Annotated in this window: 21 protein-coding genes; 16 read left to right on the top strand and 5 right to left on the bottom strand. The window is 42.0% G+C overall.

Annotated elements, in window-relative coordinates; genetic code table 11:
* Nucleotides 1-41: 41 nt before the first annotated feature.
* From P3L47_RS17330 to nqrF, 6 genes are read left to right on the top strand one after another with little or no spacing between them, the layout of a single operon-like run.
* A complete protein-coding gene (locus tag P3L47_RS17330; RefSeq protein WP_075557432.1) occupies nucleotides 42-1,391 on the top strand; it encodes a Na(+)-translocating NADH-quinone reductase subunit A in 1,350 nt (449 codons plus the stop codon).
* A gap of 22 nt (nucleotides 1,392-1,413) precedes the next feature.
* A complete protein-coding gene (locus P3L47_RS17325) occupies nucleotides 1,414-2,616 on the top strand; it encodes an NADH:ubiquinone reductase (Na(+)-transporting) subunit B (RefSeq protein WP_075557433.1) in 1,203 nt (400 codons plus the stop codon).
* 13 nt (nucleotides 2,617-2,629) lie between these two features.
* Nucleotides 2,630-3,427 (top strand): NADH:ubiquinone reductase (Na(+)-transporting) subunit C, encoded by a 798-nt coding sequence (gene nqrC / locus P3L47_RS17320; RefSeq protein ID WP_122360012.1) that lies wholly within the window; start codon nucleotides 2,630-2,632, stop codon nucleotides 3,425-3,427.
* Between the two features lie 4 nt (nucleotides 3,428-3,431).
* Nucleotides 3,432-4,061, top strand: coding sequence for an NADH:ubiquinone reductase (Na(+)-transporting) subunit D (locus tag P3L47_RS17315; protein WP_075557435.1), 630 nt, complete (start codon nucleotides 3,432-3,434; stop codon nucleotides 4,059-4,061).
* 25 nt (nucleotides 4,062-4,086) lie between these two features.
* Entirely contained in the window at nucleotides 4,087-4,704 is a 618-nt protein-coding gene (gene nqrE, locus P3L47_RS17310) for an NADH:ubiquinone reductase (Na(+)-transporting) subunit E (RefSeq protein ID WP_007656841.1), read from the top strand.
* A 27-nt stretch (nucleotides 4,705-4,731) separates the two neighbouring features.
* The gene (gene nqrF / locus P3L47_RS17305) at nucleotides 4,732-6,021 is read left to right on the top strand and encodes an NADH:ubiquinone reductase (Na(+)-transporting) subunit F (protein ID WP_082211848.1); all 1,290 of its coding nucleotides are present in this window, start codon (nucleotides 4,732-4,734) and stop codon (nucleotides 6,019-6,021) included.
* An 811-nt stretch (nucleotides 6,022-6,832) separates the two neighbouring features.
* Here nqrF and P3L47_RS17300 read toward each other — a convergent pair.
* The gene (locus P3L47_RS17300) at nucleotides 6,833-7,285 is read right to left on the bottom strand and encodes a type I restriction enzyme HsdR N-terminal domain-containing protein (RefSeq protein ID WP_277781569.1); all 453 of its coding nucleotides are present in this window, start codon (nucleotides 7,283-7,285) and stop codon (nucleotides 6,833-6,835) included.
* A gap of 58 nt (nucleotides 7,286-7,343) precedes the next feature.
* Here P3L47_RS17300 and P3L47_RS17295 point away from each other — a divergent pair, with 58 nt between their 5' ends.
* The 6 genes from P3L47_RS17295 to P3L47_RS17270 all read left to right on the top strand — a co-directional run bounded on the left by P3L47_RS17295 (nucleotide 7,344) and on the right by P3L47_RS17270 (nucleotide 14,887).
* A complete protein-coding gene (locus P3L47_RS17295; protein WP_122360008.1) occupies nucleotides 7,344-8,120 on the top strand; it encodes an AMP nucleosidase in 777 nt (258 codons plus the stop codon).
* Between the two features lie 16 nt (nucleotides 8,121-8,136).
* Nucleotides 8,137-9,159: a DNA polymerase III subunit delta gene (gene holA / locus P3L47_RS17290; protein ID WP_122360007.1), complete on the top strand. Its 1,023-nt coding sequence runs from the start codon at nucleotides 8,137-8,139 to the stop codon at nucleotides 9,157-9,159.
* A 917-nt stretch (nucleotides 9,160-10,076) separates the two neighbouring features.
* Entirely contained in the window at nucleotides 10,077-10,526 is a 450-nt protein-coding gene (locus tag P3L47_RS17285) for a helix-turn-helix domain-containing protein (protein WP_277781568.1), read from the top strand.
* Between the two features lie 63 nt (nucleotides 10,527-10,589).
* Nucleotides 10,590-11,372, top strand: coding sequence for a dihydroorotate dehydrogenase electron transfer subunit (locus P3L47_RS17280; protein WP_277781567.1), 783 nt, complete (start codon nucleotides 10,590-10,592; stop codon nucleotides 11,370-11,372).
* Complete coding sequence (locus P3L47_RS17275; RefSeq protein ID WP_122360005.1) at nucleotides 11,360-12,271, top strand: dihydroorotate dehydrogenase; 912 nt, start codon at nucleotides 11,360-11,362, stop codon at nucleotides 12,269-12,271. The genes P3L47_RS17280 and P3L47_RS17275 overlap by 13 nt, the downstream gene beginning before the upstream one ends.
* Nucleotides 12,272-12,730: 459 nt before the next feature.
* Nucleotides 12,731-14,887: an alpha-galactosidase gene (locus tag P3L47_RS17270; protein ID WP_277781566.1), complete on the top strand. Its 2,157-nt coding sequence runs from the start codon at nucleotides 12,731-12,733 to the stop codon at nucleotides 14,885-14,887.
* A gap of 84 nt (nucleotides 14,888-14,971) precedes the next feature.
* Here the strand turns inward: P3L47_RS17270 and P3L47_RS17265 are convergent, their stop codons facing one another.
* Nucleotides 14,972-16,153 (bottom strand): MFS transporter, encoded by a 1,182-nt coding sequence (locus P3L47_RS17265; protein WP_277781565.1) that lies wholly within the window; start codon nucleotides 16,151-16,153, stop codon nucleotides 14,972-14,974.
* A gap of 139 nt (nucleotides 16,154-16,292) precedes the next feature.
* On the opposite strand from P3L47_RS17265, the gene P3L47_RS17260 reads away from it, so the two are divergent.
* Nucleotides 16,293-16,997 carry an MgtC/SapB family protein gene (locus tag P3L47_RS17260; RefSeq protein ID WP_122360002.1) on the top strand — a complete coding sequence of 235 codons (705 nt, stop codon included), beginning with the start codon at nucleotides 16,293-16,295 and terminating at the stop codon, nucleotides 16,995-16,997.
* Nucleotides 16,998-17,007: 10 nt separating this feature from the next.
* On the opposite strand, the gene P3L47_RS17255 is transcribed toward P3L47_RS17260, so the two are convergent.
* Genes P3L47_RS17255 through serB form a run of 3 tightly spaced genes read right to left on the bottom strand, consistent with a single transcriptional unit; the run spans nucleotide 17,008 to nucleotide 19,037 of the window.
* The gene (locus P3L47_RS17255; protein WP_277781564.1) at nucleotides 17,008-17,475 is read right to left on the bottom strand and encodes a C-GCAxxG-C-C family protein; all 468 of its coding nucleotides are present in this window, start codon (nucleotides 17,473-17,475) and stop codon (nucleotides 17,008-17,010) included.
* A gap of 17 nt (nucleotides 17,476-17,492) precedes the next feature.
* Nucleotides 17,493-17,795, bottom strand: coding sequence for a Dabb family protein (locus P3L47_RS17250; RefSeq protein ID WP_122360000.1), 303 nt, complete (start codon nucleotides 17,793-17,795; stop codon nucleotides 17,493-17,495).
* A gap of 15 nt (nucleotides 17,796-17,810) precedes the next feature.
* Nucleotides 17,811-19,037 (bottom strand): phosphoserine phosphatase SerB, encoded by a 1,227-nt coding sequence (serB, locus tag P3L47_RS17245; protein WP_122359999.1) that lies wholly within the window; start codon nucleotides 19,035-19,037, stop codon nucleotides 17,811-17,813.
* Between the two features lie 155 nt (nucleotides 19,038-19,192).
* Between serB and P3L47_RS17240 the strand changes: the two genes are divergently transcribed.
* The 3 genes from P3L47_RS17240 to P3L47_RS17230 all read left to right on the top strand — a co-directional run bounded on the left by P3L47_RS17240 (nucleotide 19,193) and on the right by P3L47_RS17230 (nucleotide 23,038).
* Nucleotides 19,193-19,717, top strand: coding sequence for a hypothetical protein (locus tag P3L47_RS17240; RefSeq protein WP_277781563.1), 525 nt, complete (start codon nucleotides 19,193-19,195; stop codon nucleotides 19,715-19,717).
* A gap of 413 nt (nucleotides 19,718-20,130) precedes the next feature.
* On the top strand, nucleotides 20,131-20,631 hold the full coding sequence (locus tag P3L47_RS17235) for a thioredoxin domain-containing protein (RefSeq protein ID WP_122359998.1): 501 nt from the start codon (nucleotides 20,131-20,133) through the stop codon (nucleotides 20,629-20,631).
* Between the two features lie 106 nt (nucleotides 20,632-20,737).
* Complete coding sequence (locus P3L47_RS17230) at nucleotides 20,738-23,038, top strand: family 20 glycosylhydrolase (protein ID WP_277781562.1); 2,301 nt, start codon at nucleotides 20,738-20,740, stop codon at nucleotides 23,036-23,038.
* Nucleotides 23,039-23,150 lie beyond the last annotated feature (112 nt).

Below are 23,150 nucleotides of genomic sequence, written 5' to 3'. Positions count from 1 at the left end.
CTTTTGCGGGAAAATTACATATAAACAATTTTAGTTGTATCATGGCAAATGTGATTAAGATTAAAAAGGGTTTAGACATTAATCTGAAGGGCAAAGCTTCGGACGTACTGTTAAACACCGGGAAAAGCGACAGTTATGCTATCGTCCCCGATTATTATAACGGTATTACCCCCAAAGTTGTTGCTAAAGTAGGAGAAAAAGTCAAAGCCGGTTCTGTATTGATGATCGATAAGAACCGCCCGGAGATCAAGTTCGTTTCACCCGTTAGCGGTGAAGTAACTGCCGTAAACCGAGGAGAGAAGCGTAAAGTGCTTAGCATCGTTGTTAAGCCGGACACGCAGATCGAGTACGAGGATTTCGGTAAGAAAAATGTGTCTTCGCTGAAAAGTGAAGAGGTAAAAGAAGCCCTGCTCAATGGTGGTATGTGGCCTTTTATCAAACAGCGTCCGTACGATATCGTAGCTACGCCGTCAGATGAGCCGCGTGACATTTTCGTGTCTGCGTTCTATTCTGCACCGTTGGCTCCGAATTTCGATTTCATTTTGAAAGGACAGGAAGCTGATTTCCAGACCGGGTTGGATGCACTGGCAAAACTTACCAAAGGTAAAGTGTATGTCGGTGTCAGAAAAGGTTCTTCCGTGAATGTGAAAGGTGTTGAAACGGTTGAGTTTGAAGGACCACATCCTGCAGGTAACGTAGGGGTACAGATCAACCATATCAAACCGGTGAACAAACTCGAAGTAGTTTGGGTGGTAAACCCGGCAGATGTGATCGTTATCGGTCGTCTGTTCAACAAAGGTGTAGCTGATTTCAGCCGTTTGGTTGCTATCACAGGTTCTGAAACAACAGAAAGAGGATACGTTAAAACTATTTCCGGTTGTACGATCAACAGTCTGGTTGCAGGAAAGATCCTGGAAGGCAAGGAAGATCTTCGTATCATCAGCGGAAATGTGCTGACCGGAACGAAAGTTCGTAAAGACGATTATTTGGGTGCTTACGATAATCAGATCACCGTGATCCCTGAAGGAGACAAAACGTATGACTTCTTCGGTTGGGCAACTCCGGGATTCGGAAAATACAGTGTAAGCCACTCTTTCTTTACCTGGTTGGCTCCGAAGAGCAAAGAATATGTAATCGATGCACGTATCAAAGGAGGTAAACGCGCCATGATCATGTCGAACGAATACGAAAAAGTATTCCCGATGAGCATCTATCCCGAATACCTGCTGAAAGCCATTATCGCTTTCGATATCGATAAAATGGAAAATCTGGGTATCTATGAAGTTGCTCCGGAAGATTTTGCACTTTGTGAATTTGTTGACACTTCCAAGATCGAGATCCAGAAGATCGTACGTCAGGGATTGGATCTGTTATACAAGGAAATGAATTAATAACATAAAAAATTAGAATACATTGAAAGCGTTAAGGAATTACCTCGACAAGATTAAGCCTAACTTTGAGGAAGGCGGAAAGCTGGCGATGTTCCGTTCTGTATTCGAAGGTGTTGAAACATTCTTATTTGTTCCGAGCACCACTTCGAAATCAGGCGTGCATATTCACGACTATATCGATTCTAAGCGTACCATGACTGTGGTTATTATCGCTTTGTTGCCTGCTTTGCTTTTTGGTATGTACAATGTCGGCTATCAACACAATCTGGCTGTTGGTGCTGATCCCGGATTTTTGATGACATTCATCTTCGGTTTCCTGGCTGTACTGCCTAAAATTATTGTTTCGTACGTAGTAGGTCTGGGTATCGAGTTTGCTGTTGCCCAGGTGAAAAAAGAAGAAATTCAGGAAGGTTTCCTGGTTTCGGGTATATTGATCCCGATGATCGTTCCTATCGATACTCCGCTGTGGATGATCGCTGTGGCTACTGCTTTTGCGGTTATTTTTGCTAAGGAAGTATTCGGTGGTACTGGTTACAACGTGTTTAACGTTGCATTGGTAACACGTGCGTTCCTGTTCTTTGCTTATCCGGCTGCCATGTCTGGCGACCAGGTATTCGTTCGCACAGCCGATACATTCGGACTGGGTGCAGGAACAGTAGTTGACGGTTTCTCCGGAGCCACTCCGCTGGGACAGGTTGCTATTGCCGGTAAAGATATGATCGGTTCATTCCAGACAGTTGACGTACTGGGTAACCCGATGACTACCTGGGATATGTTCCTGGGACTGATTCCGGGTTCAATCGGTGAAACATCCGTATTGGCTATCCTGATCGGTGCTGTTATCCTTCTGTATACTCAGATCGCAAGCTGGAAGACCATGCTGTCTGTATTTGTAGGTGGTGCTGTTATGGCTGCTATCTTCAATATGATCGGTACAACGGTGGCTATGTGTGTATCTCCGATCGATCATTTGTTCCTGGGCGGTTTTGCTTTTGGTGCCGTATTTATGGCTACCGACCCTGTGACATCTGCACGTACTGAAACAGGTAAATATATCTATGGCTTCCTGGTAGGAGCAATGGCTATCATTATCCGTGCATTGAACCCGGGTTATCCTGAAGGTATGATGCTTGCTATCCTGTTGATGAATGTATTTGCTCCGCTGATCGACTACTATGTGGTAGAAGCTAACATCAACCGCAGATTGAAACGTGTAATCAAATAATGTAAGAAGGAGTATGGCAAAATATAAATGTAAAGTATGTGGATATATCCACGAAGGAAATAAAGCTCCGGATGTTTGTCCTGTATGTGGCGTTCCTGCTTCTGAATTTGAAGAAATCAAAGAGGCTGCTGCCGGTAAGAAGGGATTGGATAGAGACAGCAACGTATATACAGTAGTTTATGCTTCTGTAATGGTTGTTTTGGTAGCTGTTGTATTGGCATTTACTTCACAATCGCTGAGAACTTTCCAGCAGAAGAACGAAGATAACGACAAAAGACAGCAGATTCTGCGTTCAATCAATGTATCTGTTCAGCCTAATGAAGCTGAAGCAAAATACAGCGAACTGATCAAAGAATCTTTCCTTGTGAATGAAAATGGAGAAAAGGTGGAAGGTGATGCATTTACTGCAACACCAGATCAACATCCGGTATTCGTAGCCAATGTAGATGGTAAAAACAAATATATCATGGCTTTGTCTGGTGCTGGTTTGTGGGGACCTCTGTGGGGATATCTTTCCGTTGATGATGATAAGAATACAATTTTTGGTGCAGACTTCAGTCACCAGGGGGAAACTCCGGGGTTAGGTGCTGAAATCTCAAAACCTCAGTTCAGTAATGAATTTAAAGGTAAAAAATTGTTCTTTAACGGCGAATTCAAATCCGTAGCTATTGTTAAGCCGGGTAAGAGCGTAGCCGGTCAGGACTATGTTGACGGTATTTCAGGTGGTACGATCACCAGTCAGGGGGTTGACCATATGTTGTTCAATAGCCTGAATGGTTATGTTAAGTTTTTAACCTCACAAAATCAGTAAGAAGATGGGATTATTATCAAGTAAGAATAAAGAAGTTCTGTTAGGCCCGTTGAGCACAAACAACCCTGTCATCGTACAGATGTTGGGTATCTGCTCTGCATTGGCTGTAACATCAAAACTTGAGCCGTCTATTGTAATGGGTATTTCCGTGACGGCTGTGGTGGCGTTTGCCAACGTGATTATTTCGTTACTGCGTAATACAATTCCTAACCGTATCCGTATTATCGTACAGTTGGTAGTTGTTGCCGCATTGGTAACTATTGTAAGTGAAGTATTGAAAGCATTTGCCTATGATGTAAATAAGCAGCTTTCGGTGTTCGTTGGTCTGATCATTACCAACTGTATCCTGATGGGACGTCTGGAGGCGTTTGCTTTGGGTAACGGTCCGTGGGAATCTTTCCTGGACGGTATCGGTAATGGTTTGGGATATGCTCTGATCCTTGTGATCGTAGGTTTCTTCCGTGAGTTATTAGGTTCTGGTACGTTACTTGGATTCCAGGTGATCCCGCAGGCATTCTACGATTTCGGCTATGTAAACAATGGTTTGATGATCCTGCCTCCGATGGCTTTGATCGTGATTGCCGTGATTATATGGGTTCACCGTTCTAAGAACAAAGAGCTTCAAGAAAATTAATACAAACTATTAAACGAATAATAGAATGGAAGAATATTTAAGCACGTTTGTCCGCTCGATCTTCGTAGACAACATGATTTTCGCATACTATCTGGGTATGTGTTCTTTCCTGGCTGTTTCCAAGAACGTAAAGACTGCTTTAGGATTGGGTATGGCTGTAACGTTCATCCTGGTATGTACGTTGCCGATCAACTATATGCTCGAAAATTATATATTGAAAGAAGGCGCTATGAGCTGGTTAGGCGCTGAATATGCAGGAGTGAATCTGAGTTTCCTTTCTCTGATCATCTTCATCGCCATCATTGCTTCATTTACGCAGTTGGTTGAAATGGTTGTTGAGAAATTTGCTCCGGCATTGTATGCATCTCTGGGTATCTTTTTGCCGCTTATCGCTGTGAACTGTGCTATCCTGGGTGGTTCTCTGTTTATGCAACAAAGAGCATTTCCTAATGTAGGAGTTGCTACTGTATACGGTTTAGGTTCTGGTATCGGTTGGATGCTGGCTATCGTTGGTATGGCTGCTATCCGTGAAAAACTGGCTTATTCGGATATACCGAAGCCTTTGAAAGGTCTGGGTATTACCTTTATCATTACCGGTCTGATGGGTATGGCATTTATGTGCTTCTCAGGACTTAAGATCTAAGTATTAACGCATTAAACAAGAATAAAGATGATTATATTAATGTCGGGCGGACTTACCATTGCAGTCGGAGCAGTTGTTTTCCTCGTGATTACACTGATCCTTGTTGGTTCGCTTTTATTTGCGAAAGCAAAATTAATACCATCGGGCAATGTGAGGATGGTTGTTAACGGAGAAAAGGAATACGATGTTCCCATTGGTGGAACAGTATTGAATACGCTTCAGAGTGAAGGTATTTTCCTGTCGTCTGCTTGTGGTGGTAGCGGTAGCTGTGGACAGTGCCGTTGTCAGGTGCCGGAAGGTGGCGGAAACATTCTTCCTACGGAAGTTGGTTTCTTCTCTCGTAAACAAATTAAAGATCATTGGAGACTGGGTTGCCAGACCAAGATAAAAGAAGATATCAAGATCAAAGTTCCTGATGAAGTATTCGGAGTTAAGGAATGGGAATGCGAAGTGATCAGCAACAAGAACGTGGCTACCTTTATCAAAGAGTTTATCGTTGCTCTGCCTAAGGGTGAACACATGGACTTCGTTCCGGGTTCTTATGCACAGATCAAGATTCCTGCATATACTATGGATTATGACAAGGATATCGATAAAGACCTGATCGGTGAAGGTTATCTGCCGGCATGGAAGAATTTCGGTTTGTTCGGTCTGAAATGTCAGAACACTGAACCGACTATCCGTGCTTACTCTATGGCCAACTATCCTGCAGAAGGAGACCGTATCATGTTGACGGTACGTATCGCAACTCCTCCTTTCAAACCGAAAGAACAGGGTCCTGGATTCCAAGATGTGATGCCGGGTATCGCTTCTTCTTATATCTTTACCCTGAAACCGGGTGATAAGGTAATCATGAGCGGTCCTTACGGTGATTTCCATCCGATCTTCGACTCTAAGAGAGAAATGATGTGGGTCGGCGGTGGTGCCGGTATGGCTCCGTTGCGTGCTCAGATCATGCACATGACTAAGACATTGAAGACAACAGATCGTAAGATGTCTTACTTCTATGGTGCACGTGCATTGAATGAAGTGTTCTATCTGCAAGACTTCCTGGAAATAGAAAAAGAATTCCCGAATTTTACTTTCCATCTAGCGCTTGACCGCCCGGATCCTGCAGCTGATGCAGCAGGCGTGAAGTATACAGCTGGTTTCGTTCATCAGGTAATTTACGATACTTATCTGAAGGATCACGAAGCTCCGGAAGATATCGAATATTACATGTGTGGTCCGGGCCCGATGTCGAAAGCGGTAGAAAATATGCTTGACAATTTGGGTGTACCTCGCGAAATGTTACACTTCGATGACTTCGGTGCATAAAAAACGGTAGGTATTTACAAGCCTCAATAAATAAAAAGGGAAGAAATAATATTTTCTTCCCTTTTTTTGTAATATCATGCAGCATTTTCCGTTCTTATTACATCTTAGCTAATATAGACATAAAATTGAGCAAGATTATGAAGTTGTTGATTCTATCTTTTTTCGCAGTTATACTAGGTTACTCTCTTCTTTTTAATGAAAAAGAAGAAATAAGTCAGCCAATACATGGAATTGATAATTCTGTGTATATTCATAAGTCCGATACTCCTCGAGTGGACTCCGTGGCCATTTATTATAATAAAACTGCATCAGTTTTATAAAAATACTCCAAATAGCAATATTTATTCAGTAAATGTTTGTTTATTAAATAAATATTGCTATGTTTGTTCCGTATAATTATGAATATACGGAAATGCTACACCAGTTTATTACTATATATACTTCTGAATTATTGACAACAATGCTCCTCGGAGTGTTGATTTTGTTATGTCTGCCTGTTCATGTCGCAAAAACAGGAGACTCTTTTCCTATTGATCATACGACCCAGTTGATTCCGGTCATATCTGATTCTGTTTTTGCGGGGGAACAGAAAAGATTGGCTGAATCTAATAGGGGGTTCACACATCATATAGTCCTGGATAAATCTTTGATAAGGAATTACAGTCTCCGGTTGGGCTGACGAACCCTTATCCGGCAATTAGACGTTGAAGGATAAGGGGAGAGGCTTTGTGTGAAAAAATCTAATACTTATTATCTGTCCTGTTTTCAGATGAATAAGAATAAATCTATTGTCTTTTTTTACCAGTTTTGTTTATTCCAGCACATCATATTCCGGAATTCCTTCCAAAAAAGAATAAGTCAAATTTTCGTAGTCTATTTTGCAGCAGAAATGGCAGATACCGTTGCTGACTGCAAGGTAACGCACGTGTAATACCATGTTATAACGCACTATCTGGTCGAATACGGAACTCGTGATCTCGATATGGGGGGCTTTGTACTCTACGATCATTAAAGGGGTTAAAAAGCGGTTATATGCAATCGTGTCACATCGTTTGGATGTGCCGTTCAATTTTAAAGGAACTTCATTGGCCAGGAGTTCTTTGGGATATCCCTTGTCACTAATCAGATAATTCACAAAATGTTGCCGTACCCACTCTTCAGGGGTTAGAGCAACAAATTTACGGCGCACCGGATCGAATATGACGTGCTTCCCATCTTTTTCCTTTACTTTAGCAGCGAATGTTGGTAAATTTAATGACAGCATTTATTATATTTGTCGTTTATATTATACACTATGATTGTACCCTCAAAGGTAATGATTTATGAAAACAAAACAAGAAATCGTTGAAAATTGGCTGCCTCGTTATACCGATCGTAAGCTGGAAGATTTTGATAAGTATATATTACTCACGAACTTTACCAAATACGTAGAGCTGTTTGCCGAATCTTTTAATGTGCCCATACTCGGACTGAAAAGTTCCATGCCGAATGCTTCGGCGGAAGGTATTACGATTATTAATTTCGGCATGGGGAGCGCAAATGCGGCAACAATCATGGATTTGCTGTCAGCCGTCAGTCCGACAGCCGTCTTATTTCTAGGTAAATGCGGTGGCTTGAAGAAAGCCAATAATTTGGGTGATTATGTATTGCCGATCGCCGCCATTCGTGGAGAAGGAACTTCCAACGAATATCTGCCGGCCGAAGTCCCGTCGCTCCCTGCATTTTCGATGTTGCGTGCCATTTCTTCTGCCGTTCGAGACCAGGGGAAAGATTATTGGACCGGAACGATTTATACAACGAACCGCCGTGTCTGGGAATACGATACTTCTTTCAAGGAATACTTGAAACGTACGCATGCCACCGGTATCGATATGGAAACAGCCACGCTGCTTACAGCTGGCTTTGCCAATAAAATACCGACGGGAGCCTTGCTGATGATCTCGGATAAGCCTTTGGAGGAAGATGGGGTTAAAACAGAAGCCAGCGACCGGGTTGTTACCCGTAACTTTGCTCCCGAACATGTAAAATTGGGTATCGAAGCCCTCCGTCAAATCATCGATGATAAAAAAACAGTTCGTCATATCCGGTTCAGTTGGTAATATTTAATGCTTTATTATGGCTAAAAAAGAAAATACGTTCGAGGAAATATGCCGGGATATCGTTGCTAAGAAATTCCAGCCCGTTTATATTTTAATGGGCGAAGAACCCTTTTTCATGGATAAGATAACCGATCTGCTTATTGAGAACGTGTTGTCGGAGTCTGAACGGGACTTTAACCAGATGATCATGTATGGTGCTGATACAGACGCGGCTATGATCATCAATGCCGCCAGGAGATTCCCTATGATGTCTGAATATCAACTGGTGGTCGTGCGTGAAGCACAGTTGGTCCGTGATATAGAATTGCTGACCAATTATGTGAAAAATCCGCTTAAATCGACCGTGCTGGTTGTCAATTACAAGTACAAGAATCTGGACAGAAGGAAGTCTTTGGCTGCAGCTACTGAAAAAACAGGCGTTTTGTTCGAAGCGAAAAAGATTCCTGATTATAAAATGCCTGGGTTTATCGTTTCGTTCATGCAGCAGCGTTCCATCGGGATCGATCCAAAGGCCGCTCAAATGCTCTCAGACTTCCTTGGAAACGATTTAAGCCGTCTAAGTAAGGAATTGGACAAGCTGGCTCTGATCTTGCCTGAAAAAGCCCCAAAACGCGTCACGCCGGAGTTGATTGAACAAAATATCGGAATAAGTAAAGAGTACAATAATTTCGAGTTGATAAAAGCGATTGCAGTAAAGGATGTATTAAAAGCAAACCGGATTGCTCAGTATTTCGAAAAGAACCCGAAAAGTAATCCGATACAGATGACCCTTCCTGTAATTTTTAATTATTTCTCAAACTTGTTAATCTGCTATTATACGAAGGACAGATCGGAAACAGGCTTAATGACAGCGTTAGGTTTAAGAGGGACTTTTCAGGTGAAAGATTATATGACCGGGTTAAGGAATTATCCTGCTATGAAAGTTTTTAATTTGATCAGTGACATCCGGACTACTGATGCCAGGTCAAAAGGAGTAGACAACTCTTCTGCTTCGGATGCAGATTTACTCAAAGAATTATTATATAAAATACTTCATTAAAAAAATAGAATCGGTAGTGTAAACTGCATATGGATGATCCTGGAGTGATCGCCATATGCAGTTTTTTTCTTTTTTAGCCGTTACGAGTCTTGATAACGTTTTTTTGCCCTTATTTTTCTAGAACAGTCAGATTTCCGAACATGGAAAAATAGGGTATCTGTTTTGTTTTTCAATGATTCGGTTTATGTTTTACCCCTCTGAGAATTTAATATTTATTTCTTCCTGTATAGTTGTTTACAAATATCACGAAAAAATCAACTTTTAGGGTATAGGATACAAAAGTATATCACATAGAGGAAAGAGTTACAACAAAAACAAGACATATTGGCAGTGATCATTTTATAATAAAAGATATCATGTTACAAAGGTATATAGCTTGAAGCAGGTTACTTTTGTAATCAGAGATATTTGTATACAATCGGATAACGCTGCAAGTTACTTTTGTATAGTATAGAATGGCGTTACAAATGTAGTAGTATACATTACTAATATAAATCAATAAAAATAGGTTTAAATACTGTTACTACAAAGATGTATGATAATACATCAAAAACCAGCTCATTATCCAGATATATTAATTGTATACATTAATTTCTTCCTATTATTCCGTATATAAATGTGAAATTGCTTCTTTATTTCATAAATAGAAAAGCAATAACGATCTATTTTACAGGTATTTATTATATAAATTCATTAACACAACTTTAATCCTATTTTATGCTTTCTTGTATAGGTTTACAAACGTGTCAGCTACAAATGTACAACATGTATCACAATTGTATCGGTTTATGATTATAAATATAAATTGTACAATTGGAAATAATGTGTTATATTTGTGTCATGATTTAATTCTGTATTAAATTCTTGTAAACAGTCATATTGGCAGCTATTTTTGATATATAATCCGCATTTTGGTTATGAAAGATCGTATTTTAGCAGTAATGGAACATGAAGGACTAACTCCTTCCAAATTTGCTGAGGCAATCGGTATCCAGCGATCAGCTATGTCACATATTATATCCGGCAGAAATAATCCCAGCCTGGATGTACTGGTAAAAATTTTGGAACGGTTTACGTATGTAGATTCTGACTGGCTTTTATTCGGTAAAGGCAATATGATGCGCGAACATGTGTTAACTGAGCCCGATTTGTTTACAAATACGACGATAAATTCGTCCAACCAGCCGGATTCTCCCGAATATCGCAAGGAAATTAGGGTTGAGACACCTGTAAACACACCTAAACAACCTGTAATAGAACAAATTGTGCTTCCTGAACAACCTTCCAGAAATGTGAGCAAAATAATGATATTCTATTCAGATAATACATTTGAGACTTTTACTCCTGAAAAAAACAAGAAAGACTAAGCCAGCATTGCTATATACATCTTATTCATGTATCTTTGTATAGAAATTGAGTAATCATATTATATGAAGAAGTACATGTTAGATATGAAGGTTACTGAAAACAATCGCCTTCATAAAAATTATTGCCTGCTAAAATTAACCAGCGACGATACTTTGCCGGAAATGCTTCCCGGTCAGTTCGTTCAGGTACTGGTGGATAACTCTCCTACAACATTTCTTCGCCGGCCCATTTCAATCAATTTTGTAGATCGGACAACCAATGAATTATGGTTGCTTATCCAGTTGATTGGCGATGGAACACGCCGTATGGGAGAATATCGCCCCGGAGATATTGTAAATATCATGTTGCCACTGGGTAACAGTTTTACAATTCCTGCCGATGAAGATAAAAATCAGAAATTGCTGCTTATCGGTGGTGGTGTCGGTACAGCCCCGATGTTATGTTTGGGTTCTGCCCTGAAGAACGCCGGTTTTGAACCTGTCTTTCTGTTAGGAGCACGTTCAAAGGATGATGTACTACAGTTGGATGAGTTTACAAAGATCGGAACTGTTCACATAACTACCGAAGATGGTTCTCTCGGGGAAAAAGGTTATGTAACCAACCATTCCGTATTGAAAAACGTTCATTTTGACCGGATTTACACATGTGGACCGAAGCCGATGATGATGGCGGTAGCCAGATATGCAGCTGCTGAATCGATCACATGTGAAGTCTCACTTGAAAATACAATGGCCTGTGGTATAGGTGCTTGCCTGTGCTGTGTAGAGAATACGAAAGAAGGTCATGTATGTGTTTGTACTGAAGGTCCCGTATTTAATATAGAGAAATTGACATGGCTGAGTTAAATGTAAACATAGGTAATTTGCAGTTGAAGAACCCGGTAATGACTGCTTCGGGTACATTTGGATACGGAGTGGAATATTCAGACTTTATGGATATTTCAAGACTGGGCGGTATTTTTGTGAAAGGAACAACTATCCAGCCACGCGAAGGTAACCTGTATCCCCGCATGGCGGAAACTCCTTCCGGAATGCTGAATGCCGTAGGTCTGCAAAACAAAGGTGCCCAATATTTCGTCGATAATATCTATCCTGCCATTAAGGATATCGATACCAATATGATTGTAAATGTGAGCGGATCGTCTGTCGAAACATACGTGGAATGTGCAGAAAAAATCGCAGAGCTGGATAAAATTCCGGCCATCGAACTGAATATTTCCTGTCCGAATGTGAAGCAAGGCGGTATGGCTTTTGGGGTGACAACCTGTGGTGCGGCTGAAGTTGTGAAGGCTGTCCGTAAAGTTTATCCGAAGACCCTTATTGTAAAACTTTCTCCTAATGTAACCGACATTACAGAGATTGCAAAAGCTGTCGAAGCCGAAGGAGCCGACTCTGTTTCGCTGATCAATACCATGCTCGGAATGGCTATCGATGCAGAGAAGCGCAAACCTATATTATCTACAATAACAGGTGGCCTTTCCGGTCCTTGTGTAAAGCCGGTTGCTCTCCGTATGGTATGGCAAACTTATAAGGCTGTCAAGATTCCTATCATCGGTTTGGGCGGCATTTCCAATTGGAAAGATGCCGTCGAATTTATGCTGGCGGGAGCTACTGCCATACAGATCGGAACTTATAATTTTATTGATCCGACCGTATCGGTGAAAGTGATCGACGGCATGAATGAGTATTTGGACAGACATGGATTTAAGTCTGCGAAAGAGCTTATCGGAGCTTTGGAAGTATAAGGTTACTATATAAACAGAAGAACCTCCTTACCTTTTTTGCGAAAGGAAGTTACTTATTATTTGTAACACCCGGATGTCATCGATAGAGAGATCCGGATGTCACTAAGGTCAACACCCGGGTGTCAAGCTTTTGAGATCCGGGTGTCGATCAGTTTTACTACTGACCTTTGTCAAAAGATATAGTAGGGTTTTATGGAAAGCACAAGCATCAGCGGAAGATTAGCCATATGATTTCGTTGATTAGATTCGGAAGACCATGATAGTTGTATTTGTCGGCAACCTGTTTCAAGATAGACAGTGATAGTTCAGTGATAGTAAAATGATAGTTGAAAAGGACAACTATCATACTGTAAAGACCATATTTATAGATGTTTATGCGTAAAAATGATAGTATGATAGTTGTTTTCAATTTTTGAGTATGTAAGAGTTATATATTTTGAACCAAGTAAAAATAATAAAATGAGAAACAAATTATTTCTTTTAATCTGTTTGGTGATTCTGTCTATATCGCTGAGAGCCAGTGATGAAAACGTTATCCCTATAACAACGGAAAATACCAGCCTGATTTTTAAGGTCGGTGATAACGGTCGTTTATACCAGTCGTATCTGGGGCAAAAGCTTCGTTTTGACAGCGATATCGATCAGTTACCGATGGGTAAGGAAGCCTATATTACGCATGGAATGGAAGATTATTTCGAACCGGCTATCCGTGTTTTGCATAATGACGGTAATCCTTCGCTGCTTCTGAAGTATGTTTCTTCCGACAGCAGGGAGCTGCAACCGGGAGTTACAGAAACTGTCATCAAGCTGAAAGATGATGTGTATCCCGTCATAGTAGACCTTTATTTTATTGCGTATGCCAAAGAGAACATAATCAAGACCTATACCGAAATATCCCATCAGGAGAAAAAGCCGGTTACACTCTATAATTATGCTTCTTCCATGCTGCATCTGAACGGTGACAAGTATTTTCTGACAGAATTTGCAGGTGACTGGGCACACGAAGTCAATATGACCGAGCAACAGCTTTCATTCGGCAAAAAGGTACTGGATACAAAGTTGGGAAGCCGTGCAAACATGTTCAATTCCCCTTTCTTTTTGCTGGCATTGGACGAGAAAGCAGAAGAGAATGAAGGTGAAGTCCTTTTCGGAACAATCGGCTGGACAGGAAACTTCCGGTTTACCTTCGAAGTCGACAACCTGAATAATCTGCGTATCCTTTCAGGCATAAATAACTATGCATCAGAATATTCCCTGAAGCCTAAAGAGGTGTTCCGGACTCCTGAATTCATCTTTACTTTCAGTGCGGAAGGAAAAGGGAAAGCCAGTCGCGATTTTCATAAATGGGCTCGTAAATACCAGGTAAAAGACGGTGATAAGCCGCGCCTGACCTTGTTGAATAACTGGGAAGCTACTTATTTCGACTTCAATGAAGACAAACTGGTCGATATTATGGACGAAGCGAAATCACTCGGAGTCGATATGTTCCTGCTGGATGACGGATGGTTTGCCAATAAATATCCGCGTAGCAGTGATCGCCAGGGTCTGGGAGACTGGGATGAAACAGCAGACAAGCTGCCCAACGGCATTGGCAAACTGGTGAAAGAAGCTACTGACAAAGGTATAAAATTCGGCCTGTGGATCGAACCGGAAATGGTGAATCCGAAGAGCGAACTGTATGAAAAACATAAAGACTGGGTAATCCATCTACCGAACAGGGAGGAATATTATTTCAGAAATCAATTGGTATTGGATCTCAGCAATCCGAAAGTTCAGGATTATGTATTCGGAATCGTGGATAACCTGATGACGAAGTATCCGGGTATCGCTTATTTTAAATGGGATTGCAACAGTCCGATTACCAACATTTATTCACCTTATTTGAAGGACCAGCAATCCCACTTGTATATTGAACATGTGAGAGGATTGTATAATGTATTGGAACGGGTAAAGGCGAAATATCCGAAGCTTCCGATGATGCTTTGTTCGGGTGGCGGCGGACGTACGGATTACGAAGGATTGAAATACTTCACCGAGTTTTGGCCGAGTGACAACACGGATCCTATCGAACGTATTTTCATCCAGTGGGGATATTCCCATTTCTTCCCATCAAAGACAATGGCGGCACATGTAACAAGCTGGAACAAAGGCGCCAGTGTGAAATTCCGTACAGATGTAGCCATGATGGGTAAGTTGGGCTTTGACATCCGTATCCATGATATGACTCCGGCAGAGCAGGAATATTGCAAGGGGGCAGTGAAGAACTTCAACCGATTGAATAAAGAGATCTTGGAAGGGGATCTGTACCGTCTGGTGTCTCCTTATGAGGGAAATCATTCAGCCGTAATGTATGTAAATGAGGCGGTAGACAAAGCGGTTCTTTTTGCTTTCGATATCCATCCCCGATATGCGGAAAACCTGCAGCCGGTACGTTTGCGAGGGTTGAATCCGGATGCTCAGTACGAGATAAAGGAAATCAATTTACTACCGGGTACCAAATCGATATTGAAATGCAATGGAAAGACATACTCCGGTGAATATCTGATGAAAGTCGGAATCCCGGTATTTTCGGGCAGACAACTTGCCAGCCGGGTTATTGAAATCTCTAAAAAATAACAAGAACGGATCTGTTCTTTGGCAAAAAGGGAGAGGCTTAACACTAGCTTCTCCCTTTTTTATTCTAAATATGGACCGGATACTTTATATTTTCCTTTTTGACAGCAGAGTAACAGACAGGGAAACACAGCAGAGCAAGACACCCACACAGGCTGTACCAGCCCAACCAAACAATTGCCAGGCAGTTCCGGAAAGAAAGGTTCCCAGTGATCCGCCTACAAAATAAGTGGTCATGAATATGGTATTTACCCGGTTCGAAGCAGCCGGACATAATTCGAAAATACTCGATTGGTTGCTGAGCTGGATGCATTGCATGCCAATATCGATAATAATTATACCTGCTATGATGGAAATATAAAAACTTCCACCGTAATAGAGTAACAACCAGGCAAACAAAATAAGTCCGCATCCCCAGAAGTTAAAGCATCTGACACCTACTTTTTTGACATACTTCCCGACAAGTGATGCCGACATGGCCCCTGCAACTCCGCAAAGTCCCAGCATACCGACCACATCGCTATTGGCAAAGAAAGGCGCTTGCCCCATCTTGAATGCCAGACATGACCACATAGCGAGGAAAGAACCGAAAGCCAGCCCTGACCGAATCGCGTAAATGCGTAATGCCGGAAACTCTTTCACAAGAGAAAGCAGCGATTTCATCAGTTCAGTATATTTTCCTTTGAATGTCGGACGTATATCCGGCAATACGGTGATCACGACAATACCGCAAACGACCATTAATCCGGCTGCAATATAGTACATTTCACGCCAGCCGAACAGTTCTCCAACCAGTCCGCTGATCACCCGTGATACCAGTATTCCGGATAACAGACCCGAAACGACCAACCCGACATTGCGCCCTTTATTTTCCGGTTTGGAATAGAGAGCGGCGATAGGAATGAATATTTGCGGTATGACGGAACAAACACCCGTGACCAGTGAAGCGACCAAAATTATATGAATATTGGGAGTGACGGCGATGCTTAACAGGGAGAGTACCAAAAGAGAAAAATTGGTAATAATGATCTTTTTACGTTTGTACATATCTCCCAGCGGTACGACAAACAACAATCCCAGCGCATAACCGATCTGGGTAACCATCGCGATCAGATTGGTTGTAAATTCGGATACGTCGAGATCACGCCGTATCATATTTAAGAGCGGTTGATTATAATAAAGATTGGCTACCGATATGCCGGCCACGATAGATAATGTCCAGAGGATCGAAGCAGGCAGACCTCCGTTTTCTTTCAATGTCTGTTTCATACTTTGCATTTGAGACGGCAAATTTACCTTAAAAAATTGAGATATAGAACCTTTTTTTCTTTGCATGGAAGCTATCTGCAATATATAGAGATATTCAAATAATTGGTTATATTTGCCAATAACTAAAACAAGAAAATATATGCTTGAACACCTCAATGAAATATTGGAAAATACAACTATAACACCCTCTACGGCAGCAGTCAAACTGCTTGTCAGTTTCTTTTTGGGTGCTATTATCGGTATAGAACGCCAATTCCGCCGTCGTGAAGCCGGAATGCGCACATTTACACTGATCTGCATGGGATCGGCTGCAGCCATGCTTATTTCTATTTGGATACCGCAATGTTATCCGAACTTTCTGAATGGAGACCCTGGACGTATTGCGGCACAGGTACTTACCGGTATCGGTTTCCTTGGTGCGGGAGCGATCATGCAAAGTCACGGAAGTATTCACGGATTGACAACCGCCGCCTGTATCTGGGTGGTAGCCGTGATCGGCCTGGCTGTGGGAGCGGGGATGTACATACCTGCATTGATAGGAACAGGGCTTACCCTGGTTATCCTGATCAGTCTTGAAAAGCTTGAAAAAAGAATGTTCCTGAACGGAGTGAATAAGATCCTGACCATTATCTGTACGACAGCAACCCCTGATTTGAAAGCTGTCCGCAAGATATTGGAGTCGAAGAATATTTATATTGTCAGTGTTTCGTTCGAATCGATTTTTGAGCAGAATAAAGCGATTATCACCTATAAAGTGAATGTCAAGGCTCAGTCTTCTTATATGAATTTATTCAGCGAAATAAGGACATTAGGGTATGTTTCTCAAATAAGATTGATGGCCTAAGCCATCAATCTTATTCGTTTTTCAGCATCCGGCCAGCTATACGAGCAGCTGTTTCCACATATTTACTGCAAGGACGCTTGGCATAATATTCGGCTGTTCTTGCAGAAGGGGCAGGAGTGGTCTGGCTGGCTTCCGCAGCAGGCAAAAGACTGCGACAGATGATTGTTTCATGCTCTGCCTTAAACAATTCAGACATTTTCTGCACCATTCCATAATTCTTTGTCCGGGCTTCCTGGTCACTCTGATCCAGTACCGGATATTTGAATCCTGCGAGCATAGCCATAGCACTGACGGTTCCGCACACTTCCCGCATCCGGCCTACACCGCCACCGAACGATACGGACATTTTCTTTGCCATATCCAGATTCAGTTCGAATACATCTGAATAAGCCAGGAATACAGACTGCGCACAGTTATACCCCGATTCAAAATTCTGAACGGCAAGTCTTACACGTTCTTCAATGTCAAATTCCTTCATAAAGGAAGTATTTATTATTAGAATTCGTAGTCAACACATGCCCTGTCGGCTTTTACCGGGCCGATAATACCTTTCGACACAGCTACGTGTTCAGGATGATTAGCATATGTTTTTACATCTTCGAGCGAATCGAGTTCTGTTGTCAGGATAATATCCCATGTTTCTTCCGGATTGATATTGAAATCGACACGGATCATACGCAATACATCGATCTTATCGATCAAAGCTTCCAGTCCCGTTTTGATTTCCTGCATTTTTGCCTGTTTGTCGGCTGGAGATGCAAACTCCGTCAGTTTAAACATTACAATGTGTCTTACCATAAACGCTTTAATTAATTACATTTGTTCGTCCAAATAGGAATCTTTGTATCCCAGGAAATATAAAATACCATCCAGTCCGATCGTGGAGATCGACTGTTTGGCGTTTTCTTTTACTTTCGGTTTGGCATGGAAAGCAATGCCCAGTCCGGCTATGCTGATCATAGGCAAGTCGTTCGCACCATCGCCGACAGCTACGGTCTGGCGGATATCTACGTTTTCAACCTGGGCGATCAACCGGAGTAATTCGGCTTTTCGTTTGCCATCGACAATATCTCCTACATAACGGCCTGTCAACTTACCGTTCTCGACTTCAAGCTCGTTGGCATATACATAGTCTATATTGTACTTTTGCTTCAGGTAGTTACCGAAATAAGTGAATCCACCGGAAAGAATAGCGATCTTGAATCCTACCTTTTTGAGGATGCGCATCAGACGGTCGACCCCTTCCGTTATAGGCAGGTTTTCTGCAATCTCCTGCATCACAGACACATCCAGCCCTTTCAACAATGAACAACGCTGGCGGAAACTTTCACTGAAATCAATCTCTCCGCGCATAGCCGATTCTGTGATAGCCTTTACCTGGTCACCGACACCGGCACGTACTGCCAGTTCGTCGATTACCTCTGTTTCAATAAGCGTCGAGTCCATATCGAAACAAATAAGGCGACGCATACGGCGGTACATACTGTCTTCCTGAAAAGAAATATCCATCACCTGTTCGGCTGAAAGTTTCATGAACTCCGCTTTCATCAATTCTTTGTCACAAGGCGTGCCACGGACGGAGAATTCAACACTGGCTTTAGGAGTACGGGCATCTTCATCCAGGGGGATACGACCGGTCAGACGCTTGATGTCGTCGATGTTCATTCCCTGGTCAGCGACAATACGGGTTACTCCTGCAATTTGCCTGGCTGTCAGCTTTCGTCCCAAAATAGTAATGATATACCGGTTCTTACCCTGCATATCGACCCACTTTCTGTAATCTTGTTCCGTGATCGGGTTAAAGCGGACATTTACATCCAATTCATAGCTTTTGAAAAGTAATTCTTTCAGGATATCTCCCGAATTTCCTTCGCAACTTTGGAACAGAATACCCAATGATAAGTTATTGTGAATGTCGGCCTGACCGATATCGAGGATAGCCGCATTATTTTTAGCTAAGATCTCTGTAAGGGCGGCAGTGACACCCGGACGGTCGGCTCCATTTATATTTAATAGTATAATTTCGTCTTTTTGTCCCATGTTTTTTGTTTTATAAGGCAAAGGTAAACAAGTTATATGCAAATTCAGGCATCCGGATAAACAAAAATTCAAATGAAATTGTTATTTTTACAGAGACGTTATATTTAATTTAGAACCTGGCAACCTTAATAAGTCCTGACTGGCAGGCAAATGAGATGAAGATTCAGTTTGAAATTAAGGAAAAGCTGCCTGAGATTATTGCCGAAGTACGGCATTCAGACAAATGGCAAACGAAAGTAGTGGAAAAAACACACAGCCTTGAAAGAATTACGATCAAAGATCCTAATTATGATTCAGAAGCTTGTGTAGAGATCTGGGAACATGAGATTCACGTCCGTACGGCATGGTCTAATTATACCTACCGTATTTTTAAACGGGGTGATTCTTGTTGGTGTGAATATATTGGAGCATACCGGGGATTATTGGAACAGACATTGCTTCCTACATTGACTCCCAAGCTGAATATATTGGATTCTATTGTTATTGAGAGTTCATTGACCGGTAAGAGAAAGGAAACGTTGCGAACTTATAGTTCTGAAAACCTCAAATTGAAAAATTTCCGTCGTGATAATTTCAAGGAAGAATACAACAGAACGTCGTTGCAGGACCATCCGACGGTCGTTTATGATGAATATATCAAGGAAGGGATGCCGATGCCTTCCCCTTATGATAAAGAATAACAAGAGAAAAAGGTCAAAAGAAACGATTTACCGGACGCAGATCACGCAGACGAACGTAAAGTCTGTGTCATCTGCGTCCGTTTTTATGATTGTTAGCCCAATTTTAGCCTATTGCCAAAACTAAATTTATGTTATAGAACAACCGTTTTAGTGGATTTTCATGCAATAAAACATATAAAAAATCTTGCATTTTAGTCGATTTATGTTATATCCTTTGGAGGGATAGGTAATTTACCCGTATCTTTGCCAGCGTTAAAAACAAGAAAGTGGCTCCTTAGCGAAGGAAAAGCGCTTGTTTATTTCCTGAAAATCAGGAGTCGGACATAAAGATATGCAGATAAAAGCCGAACGCAGACCGGCGAGTAGGATGTTGAAGGGTGTGTTCCGATTAAGTTTAACGTAAATATTAAATTATGAAGGTAAGAGCTTATGTTCTCATTGTAGCGGTTGCATTGGTGACAATGTCGTTCGGTACAAAAGAAGCAAGACCTACCGTGGGTACTAATCCAGGTGATCTGGCTCCGAGAATAGAGTCTTTAGGAAATGAAAGTAATTTCAGTTTCCAAAATCATTCAGGACGTTACACATTGCTGAATTTCTGGGCAGCTTACGATGCTGAATCGCGGGCCCGTAACGTTCAATTATGGAATGAGATTAACAAGTTGAGTTCGGACAAAGTGGCTATGTATTCTGTATCTTTCGACGAGAAAGAATCAATCTTTACCGAGACGGTAAAAGCAGACAGATTAAGCAATACAAAGCAATTTCATGAAGAACTTGGTAAAAAGTCAGAGTTGTATGGAAAGTTTAACCTGAAGAAAGGTTTGAAGAACTATCTGATCGACGACAAAGGAGTTATCATCGCCGAAAATGTTACTCCGGACAAACTGACTGAAATTTTGAATAGAATTTAATCTGTAGATTATTTATTAAAAAAGAGCTGTTCCGCCCAACGAGGAACAGCTCTTTTTTGTTACATTTGTTTCCTAATTTATTACCAAACAAATAAACACATTAAAAATGTACAAACAACTTCTTGCAGCATGCTCCCTGACCGGAGCCTTATTGCTGAGTTCATGTTCGCCCACAACGCCTGCGGCACATGATGTTTCCTTGATTCCCGTTCCGAAAGAGATTAAGAATGCGAATGGGCAGTTCGTTCTGAAGAATGGCATGACTATCGGTGTCGCCGATAAGCAGTTATTACCGGCTGCGAATTATCTTTCCGGCCTTTTATCACGTGCAACCGGCTATATATATAATGTACGCGAGGGAGACGGTGATATATCTTTGGCAGTAAGTGATATTGCCGGCCAGAATGAAGGAGCTTATACGCTGGATGTTTCTTCCGGCAAAGTTCAGATCAAAGGAAATACGTATGGCGGAGTTATTTCCGGTATCGAATCGCTTCGTCAGCTTTTGCCGGCAGAGATCGAATCATCGGAAGTAGTGAATGATATTACCTGGAGCGCCCCGGCTGTTCAGATCACCGATGCACCCCGTTTCGGATGGAGAGGGTTGATGCTGGATGTGTCGCGTCATTTCTATACCAAAGAAGAGGTAAAGGAACTGTTGGATATGATGGCTCTTTATAAGTTGAACAAATTCCATTGGCATCTGACCGACGACCAAGGATGGCGTATTGAAATCAAGAAATATCCGCTGCTGACCGAGAAGGGTGCCTGGCGTACCTTCAACAATCATGACCGGGAATGTATGAGATTGGCGAAAACACAGGATAATCCGGATTATGAATTACCGGCTGAAAAATTGCAGATTGTACAAGGCGATACTCTGTACGGTGGTTACTACACGCAAGATGATATTAAGGAAATTGTAGCGTATGCAGGTGTAAGAGGTATCGACGTAGTTCCGGAAGTAGATATGCCGGGGCATATGCTGGCTGCTGTAAGCAACTATTCGGGAGTTTCCTGTTTTAGCCAGACAGGATGGGGAACTCTGTTCTCTTCTCCGGTTTGTCCCGGAAAAGATTCAGCTCTTGAATTTTGTAAGAATGTGTATAGCGAAATCATTCCGCTTTTCCCTTATAAATATGTTCATTTGGGAGCGGATGAAGTGGAGAAAGCAAACTGGAAGAAATGTCCGGATTGCCAGAAACGGATGAAGGACAACGGGCTGAAGACAGAAGAGGAGTTGCAGGCATGGTTCGTTCATAATATGGAGAAATTCTTTAATGAGAACGGAAAAGAAATGATCGGCTGGGATGAGATACTGGAAGGCGGATTGTCTCCGACGGCAACGATCATGTGGTGGCGTACCTGGTCTCCGAACGCTGTTCCGGAAGCAACGGCACAGGGAAACCATGCTATTCTTTCCCCGAATGCAAACTTCTATTTCGATTACCAGCAGGATAAAAACTCTTTGCCGGGTGTCTATAACTACAATCCGATGCTCGAATCGTTAAGCGATGCGCAGAAGGCATTGATCCTGGGTATTCAGGCAAATCTATGGTGCGAATATATTCCTTCTTTCGAACGGGCACAGTATATGATCATGCCCCGTATGATGGCTATGGCGGAACTGGCCTGGAGCGATCCTTCCGTAAAAAGCTGGGATGGTTTTAAAGAACGGATGGTTAAGCAGTTCCCGCGCCTGAACATCATGGACGTGAATTATCGTATTCCGGACCTGGAAGGATTCAATAATACCAATGCATTTGTCGGTGAAGGTACATTGACAGTGACTTGCCTCGATCCAAGTGCGGAGATCCATTATACAACCGATGGAAGTACTCCGACTTTGGAATCTCCTCAATATAAAGAACCGGTCAAAGTGACGGAAACAACCGACTTTACTTTCCGTACATTCCGCCCGAACGGTAAGAAAGGAGACATCGTAAAGACACGTTTTATCAAGAGCGAATATGCACCGGCAGCAGAAGCAACCCCTTCAAAGAAAGGTTTGCAGGCTGTATGGCATGAGTTCAGAGGCAGTGCATGCGACGAGATAGAAAAGGCTCCGGTAAACGGTACTTATGAGATATCCGAAGTGACTATTCCGGCAGAAGTAAAAGGCAATATCGGCCTGGTCGTAACAGGTTATTTCAATGCTCCGGAAGATGGTATTTACACCTTCAACCTGATGTCTGATGACGGCAGTACATTGAAAGTCGACGGGGAATTGGTTGTCGATAATGACGGTCCTCATTCACCTCGTGAAGTTGTCGGACAAAAGGCGTTGGCAAAAGGTCTTCATCCGATTGAAGTGAAATATTTCGATCATAACGGCGGAATGCTCCAAATGAAAGTTCTGACAGCTGACGGAAAAGAGTTACCTAATGCAGATATGTTTACTTATTAATCTGATAGGTTATAGATATTAAAACAAGAAACCCCGTGAAGTGCTTTAGTTCTTCACGGGGTTTTATTTTATTCTGTCTCATCTTAGAAAGTGTTTCACCTAATAGAAACAC

Source organism: Parabacteroides chongii, from assembly GCF_029581355.1.
In the GTDB taxonomy this organism is placed as follows: domain Bacteria; phylum Bacteroidota; class Bacteroidia; order Bacteroidales; family Tannerellaceae; genus Parabacteroides; species Parabacteroides chongii.
This window is presented reverse-complemented; position numbering and strand designations above follow the sequence as displayed.